Source organism: Vibrio kyushuensis (assembly GCF_050337325.1).
GTDB classification, from domain to species: Bacteria; Pseudomonadota; Gammaproteobacteria; order Enterobacterales; family Vibrionaceae; genus Vibrio; species Vibrio kyushuensis.
Genome location: NZ_JAKJSV010000004.1, coordinates 487,947 through 501,765, shown reverse-complemented (window position 1 = coordinate 501,765; position 13,819 = coordinate 487,947). Strand labels below are relative to the sequence as shown.

The following is a 13,819-nucleotide window of genomic DNA, read 5'->3' as shown; positions in this document are numbered from 1 at the left end:
ACGTTAGAAATACAGTTATGCTTAACGTATTAGAGCTAAAGATGAACTAGTAACCGTGCCAAAGGTGAATAGCTCACCTTAAATATAACCACCAAAGAGAATTCGTTATGAACTTTGATATTAATATGATTCCTCAAACAATCGATATGCTTCATACAGGTTTAGCAGCATCGAGCGTTCTGTTACTACTGATTGCGGTTTCTCGTAAATCGACAGTGGTCGAAAAAGTGGTTGAGAAGCCAGTTGAGAAAATCGTCGAAGTTGAAAAACCAGTAGAAAAGATCATTGAAGTTGAAAAGATCGTTGAAGTAGAAAAAATCATCGAGAAAGTGGTTGAAGTAGAATCCAAACTTGCCACCGCTTCAACTGACTCAGCAATGCAGCTTTTATCTATCATGCAGCAAGAAGCTCGCTTGATTGATTTCCTAAAAGAAGACCTAACCTCATTCTCTGATGAAGAAGTAGGGGCAGCTGCTCGAGTTATTCATACTGGCGGCCAGAAGGTATTAAATGACTACGTATCACTAACGTCGATCCGCACGGAAGAAGAAGAAACTCGTATTACCATTGAAGAAGGCTTCAATGCTCAACAAGTTCGCTTAACGGGCAACGTGACTGGTTCTGCGCCATTTACGGGCACACTGGTCCATAAAGGTTGGAAAGCGACTGATATGACCCTGCCAAAGCTTGCTAAAAATTATGATGCTTCAATTATTGCCCCTGCTGAGGTAGAGCTGTAATGGAAAACCAACAGTCACATGATCAAGCCGCAAAATTTAGCGTCGGTATCGATTTAGGTACTACCCACTGCGTGCTTTCTTATACTGAAAACCAAGACCAATCAGACGCAAGTACTCAGCCTGAAGTTCACGTTCTTGCCATTCCGCAGCTTACAACGCCGGGAACGGTTGAAAACAGAAATCAGCTTGGTTCATTTTTATACCAACCTCATGAGCACGAAATGAACCCATCGTCACGTGTTCTGCCTTGGTCGACTGAACCAACAGCGCTCGTTGGTGCTATTGCCCGTAATCTTGGCGCAAAAACCCCTATCCGTCTGATTGCGAGTGCAAAATCATGGTTGTGCCATGGTGGTGTGAACCGACGTAGTGCGTTTCTTCCCGCAGGAAGCCCTGAAGATGTTGAAAAAGTATCTCCGCTTCGAGCAACAGAGCTTTATTTAGAGCATCTGAAACAAGCGTGGGATCATAGCCATCCAGAGTCACCGCTCTCACAACAAGATGTAACGATCACGGTTCCAGCCTCTTTTGACCCAGCCGCTAGAGATTTAACCGCAGAAGCTGCACGTAATGTAGGTTTTGAACAGCTGACTCTTCTTGAAGAACCACAAGCTGCCCTCTACTCATGGATCAACAATAACGGTGATGCATGGCGTGATGAAGTGAATGTTGGCGACATCGTTCTCGTTATCGATGTTGGCGGTGGTACCACTGACTTATCGTTAGTTGAAGTGACTGAAGATGATGGTAACTTATCATTGAACCGTATTGCCGTTGGTGAGCATATTTTGCTTGGTGGCGACAACATGGATCTTGCCTTAGCCTATCGTTTAAAAATGAAGTTGGCTCAAGAAGGCAAAGAGCTAGCTCCTTGGCAGGTTCAAGCGATGACGCACGCATGCCGTGACGCAAAAGAAGCCCTTCTTAACGATGGCGAACTGCAATCAGTTCCTATCGTTGTACCAAGCCGAGGTTCAAAACTTCTAGGTGCAACGCTAAAAACAGAGCTCACTCAACAAGAAGTTCAGCAAACACTGGTTGACGGCTTCTTCCCGAGCATTGACGTCTCTGAGCATCCGGTTCAAAAGCCTCGTGGTGCACTAACACAGATGGGCTTGCCGTATGCACAAGATGCCGGTATCACTCGCCATATTGCTGCGTTTTTGACTAAGCAAGCTAACGCCCAAGATAAAGGTTTAGAGAACCAAGCGACTGAGCAAAGCTTTGACCCATTTGCAAACATGGCTGGAATGCCAGGTATGCCAAACGAGCCTGTCGCACAAAACTTTATTAAACCGACTGCTATTTTATTTAATGGCGGTGTGTTGAAATCGAAACTGTTAGCAAACCGACTGCGCGATACCATTAATGCATGGCTATCAAAAGCAGAGCAACCACAAGCAAAATCACTCTCTGGTCTTGATTTGGATCTCGCCGTTGCAAGTGGTGCTGCATACTACGCCAGCGTTCGTAACGGTCAAGGTGTGCGTATTCGTGGTGGCATCGCCTCTAGCTATTATGTGGGCATTGAAAGTGCTATGCCTGCAATCCCTGGAATGGCTCCCCCAATGGAAGCATTATGTATTGCTCCTTTTGGCATGGAAGAAGGTTCAGTGGCTCAAGTACCAAGCCAAGAGTTTGGTCTTGTGATTGGTCAACCTGTCCACTTCCAATTCTTTGGTTCGACGACACGACGTGAAGACGTTGCTGGAACCCACTTAGATCATTGGGCACCAAGCGAACTCGATGAGCTACCAGAAATACAAGTGACACTACCTGCATCTGATGGTCGCCGTGAAGGTGAAGTCGTTCCCGTGACATTGGTTTCTCGCGTGACTGAGCTCGGTACTCTATACCTAGAAGCTATTGCAACCGACAATGGGCAAAAGTGGCACGTCGAATTTGATGTTCGAGAAGACTCAACATCCAACGAGCTAACACAGTAATCTAAAACGGCATCTACAAAGGTGCCGTTTCTCTATCTAAGGTCTGCACATGGCATCATCGCGTTTTCTTGTTGGTATTGATCTTGGTACAACCAATACGGTTGTCGCCTATTGTGAGAATACTGATCAATTAGAACAAGCCCCTGTATCTCTTTTCGAGATTGATCAACTTGTTGGCCCCGGAGAAGTGGTTCGAAAACCGCTGCTTCCATCTTTTCGCTATCACCCCGCTGTGGGACAGATATCACCATCAGACATCACCCTACCTTGGCAAGATAGCCTAGTACAAGGTGATATTGAACAGGTCATCATCGGTGAATGGGCAAGAGAGCTTGGTGCGAAAGTAGAAGGTAGACAAGTTGCCAGTGCAAAGAGTTGGCTTTCACATCAAGCGGTAGACAGAAGCTCAGAGATCCTTCCTTGGGCTGGTGCAACGGATGTAGATAAAGTCTCTCCTATTGTTGCCAGTGCAAGCTATCTCAATCACATTCGTCTTGCTTGGAATCACCGTAATCCAAGTAATCCGCTCGAAAAGCAAGATGTTGTTGTCACCGTCCCTGCCTCGTTTGATGAGTCAGCAAGAAAACTCACCATAGAAGCGGCTAAACTGGCTGGCCTAAACGCTATTATTTTACTCGAAGAGCCACAAGCCGTTTGTTATGACTGGCATTCTCGGCATAAAGATACCGCAGATGAAGAGCTTAAAGAGTTGCCTCTTATTCTTGTCTGCGACGTAGGTGGCGGTACAACTGATTTAAGCTTGATTGAAGCTAAAGTTCATGACGATACCCCACTAGAGCTCAATCGCATAGGTGTAGGCGATCATCTAATGCTAGGTGGCGATAACCTTGATTTAGCTTTGGCACATCTTGCTGAGCAGCGTTTCAATCAATCAAAAAAGCTGACGGCTGCGGGCCTTACCAAACTTATTCAACAAACGCGTCGAGCAAAAGAGAATTTGTTATCAGCGAATGCGCCTGATGAAATGAAGATCACCATGCTCGGCAGTGGTTCTAAGCTATTAGGCGGCACAAAAAGCGTTAACCTAACCAAGCAAGAAGTTCACCAAATCGCACTTGATGGATTCTTTCCGCTCAGTGACTTCAATCAGATACCCGACAAGCGACGAAGTGCGGTGGTCGAGTTTGGATTACCTTATGTCTCAGACCCAGCGGTTAGTAAACATTTGGCGCAATTCTTGTCTCAGCATCAACAAGTCTCTCACTCTGCTCTTTCTTACGCCGAAGAAAGTTACAGCCAAGAATCGACGTCAGAACCCGCAATTCCTGTAGCGTTACTTCTTAACGGTGGTGTGTTTAACAGTGAACTGGTCACCAATCGCATGACGTCACTGTTAGAGCAATGGCGAGGCTCCTCCATAACTTTACTTGATAACCCTCATCCTGACTTATCCGTAGCTTTAGGGGCCGTTGCTTTTGCCAAAGCAAGACGTGGCGCGCAACTTAAAATTGGTGGCGGTTCAGCTCGCTCTTATTTTTTGCATTTGGAGCAAAAAAACAAGAAGAATCAAGCTCTATGTTTATTGGCTAAAGGGACAGAAGAAGGTCAAGAGATTCGCCTAACTGGCCGCAAGTTCTCACTAACACTTGGTGAACCTGTACGCTTTAATTTGCTCACCTCTACTCATGATACTCTTTCTAATAACGCGACCGCTCAAAATGGTCTGTTAACGGATGTGGATGCCGATCTATTTGCACCTTTGCCTCCTTACATTACAACGCTAGAAAGTAAGCAAACGTCCCCTGATGTAGTAGACAAAGAGTTGTATGAAAATCAAAAAGAGCGCGTCGAGGTTCAATTAGCCTGCCAGCTGACTGAAGTCGGCACGCTGCAACTTGAGTGTGTAGGCGTTGATAATGATCAACGATGGAGCTTAGAATTTGAAGTTCGTAACCAATCATCAGAAGAGAGTGAAGAGCATAAACTGAGCCCGAAACTTATTGAGTGCAAAGAACTCATTACTCGTCTTTATAGCGGTAATAAGAAAAGTGCTGATAATAAAGAGATAAAAACACTCACAAAGACACTCGAAAAGTCATTAGGAAAGCGTGACCAGTGGGATTTCGCGACTCTACGACATCTATTCGATAGCTTGGCACAAGGGCGTAAACGTCGACGTCGCTCTGAGTCCCATGAAAAGAATTGGCTACGTCTTGCTGGGTTTGCAATGAGACCTGGTTTCGGTGAAGCAACCGATAGCTGGCGTATGGACCAGATCTGGCCTTTGTATCAACAAAATATTCAATTTCAAAACCATCAAGGTTGGACCGATTGGTGGGTGTTCTGGCGTCGCGTCGCGGGTGGACTAAACCAAGAGCAACAAGAAACAATCTTAGCCGACATTGCCAAATATCTACACCCTGGGGCGATGAAGAATCCAAAAACAGCTCAGATGGCGCAAGAGCACGGTTATGAGTCGATGGTACGCCTTGCTGCATCATTAGAGCATCTTGAGGTGGAAGATAAGGTGTTATTGGCAAGTTGGTTTGTTAGTAAAGCAGTTAATCATAATCAATTTGAACAAGCACACTGGTGGGCATTTGGCCGTTTAGCGTCAAGAACACCTTTGTATGGTAGTCAACATACAGTTATTCCTCGCGAGCAAGCTGAACAATGGCTGCCAACGCTGCTTGAACAAAACTGGCAAAAAGAGCCAATGATCGCTTTTGCGGCGGTGATGATTTGTCGTAAAACAGGCGACCGCTTATTTGATATTTCAGACGACTTTAGAGCTGACGTATTAATGAAATTAAATAAGAGTAAAGTACCCGAATCTTGGATTAAATTAGTTCAAGAAATAACCGAATTATCGGATAGCGAAACCAAGCGAATATTTGGCGATGCGCTACCTCATGGTCTTCGATTAATAACTAGTTAAATATTAACCAAGTGACCATATTCATTACCCTCGGAGTGCTTTTTTCTAATTATTTTTTGAGAAACACTCCACATTCCCTTTGAGTGTGCTAGTATTCGTTTCGGCCTGATATCAGACCTATTTATATGAATGACGTGTTATGTATTTGAAAATCCTCGAGCATCGGCTTACCAGCTTGTTCATGGAGTCTTTCCTGTAATATATCGCTACACCACATAAATGATTCTATTGGCTACAACTGCATTTTTGCGAATTATTTTGAAAATTAAGGAGACATCATGTCTAAAGCAACTGGTAACGTAAAATGGTTCAACGAAACTAAAGGTTTCGGTTTTATTTCTCAAGACGACGGCGGCGCTGACGTATTCGTTCACTTCCGTGCAATCGTTTCTGACGGTTTCAAGACTCTTGCTGAAGGTCAAAAGGTTTCTTTTGACGTTGAACAAGGTCAAAAAGGTCCTCAAGCTGCAAACGTTGTTTGTCTATAAGCTTGTCGATTTTGACAGAATATTAAAAATGCAGGCCTAGGCCTGCATTTTTTTTAAATAGCAGCTATTTACTTTAATAAGTTATTACCAACACTTCTTTATCTAATCTAGTTTTGGTAGCTGATCACTACAGCTCCTCCATAACCACTGTATCTCAACGCTCTCTAACCTTTCAATTCGCTATAAAAAACAACCCGCTTTATCGTTTAACTTCCCTGATAGAATAAGTCGCCAGTAAAATACGTCACTCTACCCCGTCATATTTATACTTATTAGTTCCGCTGTGTTCTGACAATAAAAAAGGCCGAATTGCCTGATAGCAAATCGACCATTTAATACAACCGTTTGAAAACTATAACCCTAGGAGCAGTGTTATTAAGAGTCTTTCTTTGTCCCATATACTGTTTTTAAGTATTCATCTTTTTCTTTCCACTGTGTATCAAGCCATTTGTGGAAGCGGCGCTTAAACGCTTTATCATTAAAGTAATCGCCTGAAACATCTTCGTTCATAGGGTGAACCTTCACATGAACAACGACACTGGTTAGTCGACCTTTTAGTAGGTCAATAAACGGAGAGCTTTGATTCTCAGGGTAAGCCAATGTGACATCAACAATACCGTCTAAAAGATTGCCCATTGCGTTCAAAGCGAATGCAACTCCACCTGTTTTTGGTCGTAATAGATGCTGATAAGGGGTCTTAACCGTTTCAAGTTTTTCTTGATTCGCACGAGTGCCTTCAACAAAGTTTACTAATGTTGTTGGAACATAGCTGAATTTTTCACACGCTTTATTGATCGCATCAAAGTCGTCATTGCGACGCTCAGGGTGTCGTAATAGATATTCTCTAGAGTGGCGCTTCATAAAAGGCATGTCGAGCCCCCAGCATGCCAATCCGACAAAAGGAACATAAAGTAAGTCGTGCTTTAAAAAGAATTTAGTCATCGGTATTCTATTTTTCAATACAGATGAAACAATGACGATATCAGCCCAACTGATATGATTCGACATCATTAAATACCAATGTTGCTTCGACAACGCCTCTTGTCCTTCTACCTTCCATTCGATTTTATTATTGGCATTAAGCATCCACAAATTAAATGTAGCCCATAACCAAAACTGACCATTAGCTAAACGTGTAAAAGTTACTTTGATAATTGGAAGAGGCAGTATAAATTTTACCAGTGCGAATAGGCCGACAACCAACGCAGTAATAGCGGTATTAATAGTGACCAGTAAAACAAACAGAACAAGGCGTAGATTTTCAAACATTACTATAATTTCTAAAGACTAAAACACCATTATAACCATTAATGATTTGAAATCGTAATAGTTTGATAATTTCTTCATCATCTATCAACGCGGAAAATATAATCTCCTATTGTGGCTAATACTGTTCTTTTGTGAGTTCGGCAAATATCGGTTGATGTTCAAGACTAAAAGCCTCAAAATGGCGCACTTTTTGTCGCCGCAAGCTGATCTTATTTTTTGCTGCTTGTCCAAATTGACACCAACTGCTCTATCCTATTAAGAGCGGTTGTTCAAAATGTTCATTATTCGCGGCTGGTAAGCTACTTTCATTGTTAATTGAGAATCATATTTATGGGTTTTACCTCACTCGGTCTTTCTGCTCCAATTTTAAAAGCTATTAAAGAACAAGGTTACGACACACCTTCCCCTATCCAAGCACAAGCAATACCGGCTGTGCTTCAAGGTAAAGATGTAATGGCAGCAGCGCAAACTGGGACAGGTAAAACAGCCGGCTTTACTCTTCCAATTTTAGAAGGCTTAACTAACGGCCCTAAAGTGAAAAGTAATCATGTTCGTGCGCTTATTCTTACGCCAACACGTGAACTTGCTGCGCAGATCAATGAAAATGTAGAGCGCTATAGCGCGCATCTTCCTTTAAGTTCATCGGTTGTATTTGGTGGTGTTAAGATTAACCCTCAAATGATGAGACTGCGCCAAGGCTGTGACGTGCTTGTTGCAACACCAGGCCGCCTACTAGACCTGTTCAATCAAAAAGCGGTGAGATTCTCTCAACTTGAAGTTCTTGTTCTTGATGAAGCTGACCGCATGCTTGATATGGGCTTTATTCGCGATATCCGTAAAATCCTAAATGTGTTACCAAAACAGCGTCAAAACCTACTGTTCTCAGCGACATTCTCTGACGAAATAAAAGAGTTGGCAAAGGGCTTAGTAAATAATCCAGTTGAGATTTCAGTTAGCCCTGCAAACTCAACGGCAAGAACTGTCGAGCAGTGCATCTACCCTGCAGATAAAAAGCAAAAAGCACCAATGCTTGTGAAGCTAATTAAAGATGGAGATTGGAAACAAGTTTTAGTCTTTAGCCGAACTAAACATGGGGCAAACAAACTGTCTCACTACCTAAATGATCAGGGTATTACTTCTGCTCCTATCCATGGCAATAAGAGCCAAGGGGCAAGAACCAAGGCTTTAGCGAACTTTAAGTCAGGTGAGATTCGAGTATTGGTTGCAACAGATATTGCAGCTCGCGGCATCGATATCCCACAACTTCCTCAAGTTGTTAACTTTGATCTACCTAATATCTCTGAAGATTATGTTCACCGAATTGGTCGTACTGGCCGCGCAGGTGAAGTGGGCAAAGCGATATCTTTAGTATGTGCTGATGAAGCAGCCGATCTGTTTGGTATTGAGCGTCTCATTAAGCAGCTACTGACTCGTCATGAACTGGAAGGTTTCAAGCCACAAAATACTCTGCCGGAATCGAGATTAGATACTCGACCAATTAAAGCTAAAAAGCCTAAGAAGCCAAAAAGCAACCACGCAGATGGGCAACGCTCTGGTGATAACGCTCGAGGCCATAAACCAGCAGGCAAAAATAAGCGTCATGTAGGTGGAAATAAATCTGAAAGTGGTGCTGCGAACAAACCAAAACGTCGCCAGTTTAAAAAACCACAACAGAGCAACAAACCTAGCTAGGCGATAATTAACTAGTTTTAGTTCAAAAAGCGGTGAGTTATCTCACCGCTTTTTTGTTTATTATTCTCTTTTTCTTATAGTAACGAACACTTTTCTACGTAAGTTGTAATTAAAGCTTTCATCTCTGTTTTTTGAGTGTCGTCGACAAAACTGGCTTCCGCTGCATTATATGAAAACTGAGCGAGCTGTTGATTAGTGACGTAAATACTCTCTGCTATCGCAAAAAAGTTGTCATTCATGTAACCACCAAAGTAAGCTGGATCATCTGAGTTCACCGTAACACATAGCCCCTTTTCCAATAGCTCCACGATATTATGATGTTTCATTGACTCGAATACTTTCAACTTAATGTTTGATAAAGGGCATACCGTAAGCGGAACTCTTGACTTAATCAGTTGATCTACGAGTACTTTGTCATCCACACAGCGAACACCATGATCTATCCGAGAAATATTCAGTAAGGTCAATGCATTAACAATGTTACTTGCTGGCCCCTCCTCTCCTGCATGAGCGACGGTCTTGTACCCATGTTCTAAAGCGAGTTCAAATACCCTTTGAAATTTCTCTGGTGGATGCCCTACCTCTGATGAGTCAAGTCCAACAGCAATAATCTGATCTCGGTAAGGTAATGACTGGTTCAACGTTTCAATTGCCGAAGCCTCATCTAAATGTCGTAAGAAACACATAATAAGTTGGCTAGAAATACCTAGTTCTGACTGACCGTCTTTAAGCGCCCTATTAATGCCATTAACCACAACACCGAATTCAATTCCTCGATCTGTATGAGTCTGCGGGTCAAAAAACAGTTCGGTATGTATAACATTGTCTTGTTTGCAACGAAGTAAGTAAGCCCACGTCAGATCATAAAAATCCTGTTCATGAATCAGAACATTTGCGCCTTGATAATAGATATCTAAAAAAGATTGAAGATCATCGAACTCATAAGCTCTTTTCACGTCGTCAGGTGTTTCATAACTTAAAGCAACCTTGTTTCTTTTTGCTAACTTAAACATCATTTCCGGCTCTAAAGAACCTTCTATATGGATATGCAATTCGATTTTTGGTAAACCTTTAATAAATGAAAACTGATCCATAGATTCTCCTAACTAATTTCCTAGTGACTAACGCTACTTCTGATTATAGTCGTATCGACACTTTTGACTCTAATTGAATAGACGCTTAGACAAACCTTTATTTTTATTATGCTATCCAGTCCTCCCTTTGGATTCACAATCAAATTCAAAACCACAAAATGCGCTACGTTGCTCTTTTTTTGCTTGGTACATCGCTTGGTCCGCACGGTCTAGCAATTCACTTATTTGAGTGGAATGATCGGGGTAGACGCTAACACCGATGCTGCTCGTAACAGACAATGTTAATCCTTCAATTTCCATCGGTTGATCCAATACATCTAATAGTTTTGTCAATTTCGACGGGATCATTTCAATACTATTTAATGAACTCAAACAAATAATAAATTCATCTCCACCAACCCTGCCAATAATATCAGAAGGACGAATATTGGCGCGTAGTCTCGACGCATAATTAACTAATACTCGGTCACCAACATTGTGTCCTCTCGTATCATTAATATCTTTAAATTTATCAACATCAATAAATAAAAACACTGCTTTAAGTTTTGTAAGACTTGTCTCTTCAATTACATTTTCCAAATGAATATAAAAGGCTCTTCGATTTAGTACACTGGTTAAAGAGTCATGATCAGATAGGTATTTCAGGCGGTCTTTTTGCTGTATTAAAATTGATGTTTTGGATTTCACCTCTTTCTCAAGTTGGTCTTTTGTGACTATATTTTCCTGTAAAGAACCCTTCATCTCATTGAAAAATCGCGCTATAGTTGAAAACTCCTCATCAAGCTCTGTTTTTTCTATCCGACTAGAAAGATCTCCATCAGACAATTTATGTATACCCGATTTAATCAATCTTGAGCCAGTTTTAAATTGTTTGTAAACAAGTAACGTCATGAAGGAAATAGCTACAGAAAATAACAAGAGTATTACTCCTGTCATTAATAGCGATTTTTCATGGTTCTTTTTATTGCTATATAGGACATCTTTTTGTAGATGAAAGAGTTCTTCCGCCATATTTTGCACAATCATATTATAGCGAGAGTGAAGCAGCGACACTGCTTCTTTAGTCGATAATGGAGCTAGTAAGAGTTCTTCATTATGGGATTGAGAGTCGTATAAAGACCGTTCTTTACGCAATAATATATCTAGGCTCTGGTTCATTCTTTGTAAATTTTTAATATAAGATGAGAATTCACTTTGCATATTTAAATTCTCTGATAGCATTTGTTGCGCGATGTAAACTTCCTCTAAACTGGCCTTATCGTCATGCTGTAAGAACACCCATAATTGGCTTCTTAGCATATCAACCCTTAACTGAGTCTGCAGGATTGTCTCTACACGAGTATCACTTAGCTGTTGCTCATTCTTGATATTCCATAGAGATGCTGTAACTACGGCCACAAGCAAAATCGACGTGACAACGAGTAAATTGAGCTTACTAAGGATAGAGTTCATTACTGATAGCTTACAGGTTTGTGTAATACCTGCTCCAACGCATTTGGTGAAAGAATTTTTCGATAGTCGGGCATTTCACCCTCGACTAATTTTGCTTCTATAGCCCAACGAGCTTGCAACTGAAGATTAGACAAAAGCGCATTGCCAATCGATAAACGAAATGTATAGTCTTCCCATGACCACTCTAGCTGAGACTTTGGTATATCGAGAAACCCTGCAATGATTTCTCTCGCTTCTTCTGGGTTTTGATTTATCCAGTGAATCGATTGGTCTACTGCAGTAAGAATTTTTACAGAGGCTTCCATGCGTTCTTTCTTTTCTGAATCTCGAGTCAACAAGTTGAAAGTAAGGTGATATATGCCATCAAGGCTTAAGTTAACAACTTCTTTTGATCCTGACATGATTAAGTAACCATGTGGTTCCCATATCGACACTGCATCGACATCTCCGCTAAAAAGTGCCTCACTCAACTGCTGAGGGGACATATAAACCCGAATAAGTTCAAGACTTTGTAGATTGTTTGCTCTTAATAGGGAGTCAAAATAAAATTCACTCGCACTCGCTTTTATAATTCCTACTCTCTTTCCTATCAGATCATCAATAGAGTTGATGTTATTGTCTTTTAACGTCAATAACTTCACATCATTATCTGACTCAACAAAACACGATATTAATGAGAGGTCATCTTGATTAAAGCTTTCAAACATCACCACAGATTCAGATGCAGTCGCAAAATCGACCTCATTATTGAACAACGATTTAGCACAAGCTACTCCCCCCATACATGGAATCAACTCAATATTAACATTCTGTTTTTCAAAAAGTTTTAGGTGAGAGGCAATAATAAAAGGAGAAGACAACGGTGTTTGAGAGACGGCAATGGTTATTCGCTCGCCAGTTGGTGCGCTCTTTTGGTTTGTAGAATCAATTTGATAGAAAAGACCCCCTCCTATCAATAAAAGCATAACTGCAAGGCTAAGTTTTATTTTCATTCGTTCTGCACCTATATGAACTAATTTCACCTGCGAGATAGGTTAAATATAGTTGATATAAAAGCGTAAAGGGGACGTAAAATGAAATGCAGGAGTAACTATGATCCAAATCAGAATAAAGGCAGTGTATCAGTCAAGAAACGCTGCCTAAATTAAAGCTATTGATTCCAATACAAAAGGCTAAGCTAGCTGAATATCCAACTCATTTTGAATTAATACGATGCACTGAGAAGCGAACAGCATTTTTGGCCCTAAGCTTATTTTTTGTGTATTTAATCTTTTCAAACTATTCCAAGACTTCTTTGGCATCGGGATGTGGTCTGTTAATAAAAAACAAGCATCATGGGATAGTTCAATCTCACGAACTGAATCTCCCTTTTTATCTAAAAGGTAGAGCTGATATGTTTCAGCAAGCCTTTGCACTAAACGCTCAAAACTTACTGTTTCAACAGTAATACCCGGTTCGACCTCGCGCAGTTGCTCTTTATCCATGCCTACGGATGCTCCTAGAGCATTAGCAATTTTATTAATCAGTGCTTGTTCATGAAAGCCACCAATATTGCGAAGCTCACTGGATTGAAAACGAACGGTTCTAGAAAAATCTTGAGTACTCTCTATTACCAAAAACACCTCTACGTCATCACGGTGAGACTGAGCAGTAAAAATAGCATTCATTAACACATGGGCCAGAATCTCTGTATGTGCTTCTTCTCCTACTGAGGCTAGGAATGTATTTTTGTCTGTTGAAGCGGCTCTAGCTCGAACAACGAATGCTCTCATATTGGTACTCTTTAGGCTATTTCAGATAAAGGGTGGACCCATTATCAATTGAACTTTAGGGAAAGAGGATACCATACAGACAATAACCGGAAACACCAGAGTAGTTCTAAGATAACGAGCAAAATAGACAATAGCAGCCTCTCAGTAGATACTCTGAGAGGCCTTTAGTTTCAGTTTAATTAGTGCTCTATATCAGATGGGTTAAAGCCAAACTCTGTTTGCTGGTACACTTGGGAAAGAGCTTTCACCCTCCCCTTTTTACGCAGTGACTTTCTATTTTCTATGCACTCTTCAGTTTGCAAAGCTTGTTCATGCTCTTTTGCTGAGTCGACAAATGCTTGGTTGCTTAAAGCTTCTTGTCGTAAGCGATTTACTCGCTCTAAGGTTTCCCACAACATATTTCACCTCAAATAACACTGTACCTATAACCAGTATAGATACTGTATGAAAATACACAAGAAATAACT

The 13,819-nt window shown here is 41.4% G+C and carries 11 protein-coding genes; 5 read left to right on the top strand and 6 right to left on the bottom strand.

Annotation, left to right across the window (positions count from 1 at the left end; all coding sequences use genetic code 11):
• The first annotated feature begins 107 nt into the window (after positions 1-107).
• The 4 genes from L4D20_RS11370 (at position 108) to cspE (ending at position 6,073) form a co-directional block, all read left to right on the top strand.
• Positions 108-740, top strand: coding sequence for a DUF2760 domain-containing protein (locus L4D20_RS11370; RefSeq protein ID WP_428801682.1), 633 nt, complete (start codon positions 108-110; stop codon positions 738-740).
• Positions 740-2,686, top strand: coding sequence for an Hsp70 family protein (locus tag L4D20_RS11365; RefSeq protein ID WP_428801681.1), 1,947 nt, complete (start codon positions 740-742; stop codon positions 2,684-2,686). The genes L4D20_RS11370 and L4D20_RS11365 overlap by 1 nt, the downstream gene beginning before the upstream one ends.
• A 49-nt stretch (positions 2,687-2,735) precedes the next feature.
• A complete protein-coding gene (locus L4D20_RS11360) occupies positions 2,736-5,585 on the top strand; it encodes an Hsp70 family protein (protein WP_428801680.1) in 2,850 nt (949 codons plus the stop codon).
• A gap of 278 nt (positions 5,586-5,863) precedes the next feature.
• A complete protein-coding gene (gene cspE / locus L4D20_RS11355; protein ID WP_017033441.1) occupies positions 5,864-6,073 on the top strand; it encodes a transcription antiterminator/RNA stability regulator CspE in 210 nt (69 codons plus the stop codon).
• A 375-nt stretch (positions 6,074-6,448) separates the two neighbouring features.
• On the opposite strand, the gene yihG is transcribed toward cspE, so the two are convergent.
• Positions 6,449-7,342, bottom strand: a complete 894-nt coding sequence (gene yihG, locus L4D20_RS11350; protein ID WP_428801679.1) for a 1-acylglycerol-3-phosphate O-acyltransferase, YihG family — start codon at positions 7,340-7,342, stop codon at positions 6,449-6,451.
• A 330-nt stretch (positions 7,343-7,672) separates the two neighbouring features.
• Between yihG and L4D20_RS11345 the strand changes: the two genes are divergently transcribed.
• The gene (locus tag L4D20_RS11345) at positions 7,673-9,034 is read left to right on the top strand and encodes a DEAD/DEAH box helicase (protein WP_428801678.1); all 1,362 of its coding nucleotides are present in this window, start codon (positions 7,673-7,675) and stop codon (positions 9,032-9,034) included.
• Between the two features lie 74 nt (positions 9,035-9,108).
• Here L4D20_RS11345 and L4D20_RS11340 read toward each other — a convergent pair whose 3' ends face one another.
• From L4D20_RS11340 to L4D20_RS11320, 5 genes are all read right to left on the bottom strand, one after another.
• Complete coding sequence (locus L4D20_RS11340) at positions 9,109-10,128, bottom strand: adenosine deaminase (RefSeq protein WP_428801677.1); 1,020 nt, start codon at positions 10,126-10,128, stop codon at positions 9,109-9,111.
• 111 nt (positions 10,129-10,239) lie between these two features.
• Entirely contained in the window at positions 10,240-11,526 is a 1,287-nt protein-coding gene (locus tag L4D20_RS11335; protein WP_428801676.1) for a diguanylate cyclase domain-containing protein, read from the bottom strand.
• 53 nt (positions 11,527-11,579) lie between these two features.
• A complete protein-coding gene (locus L4D20_RS11330) occupies positions 11,580-12,572 on the bottom strand; it encodes an ABC transporter substrate-binding protein (protein WP_428801675.1) in 993 nt (330 codons plus the stop codon).
• A gap of 180 nt (positions 12,573-12,752) precedes the next feature.
• A complete protein-coding gene (gene trmY / locus L4D20_RS11325; RefSeq protein WP_428801674.1) occupies positions 12,753-13,352 on the bottom strand; it encodes a tRNA (pseudouridine(54)-N(1))-methyltransferase TrmY in 600 nt (199 codons plus the stop codon).
• Positions 13,353-13,531: 179 nt separating this feature from the next.
• Entirely contained in the window at positions 13,532-13,750 is a 219-nt protein-coding gene (locus L4D20_RS11320) for a hypothetical protein (protein ID WP_428801673.1), read from the bottom strand.
• Positions 13,751-13,819 lie beyond the last annotated feature (69 nt).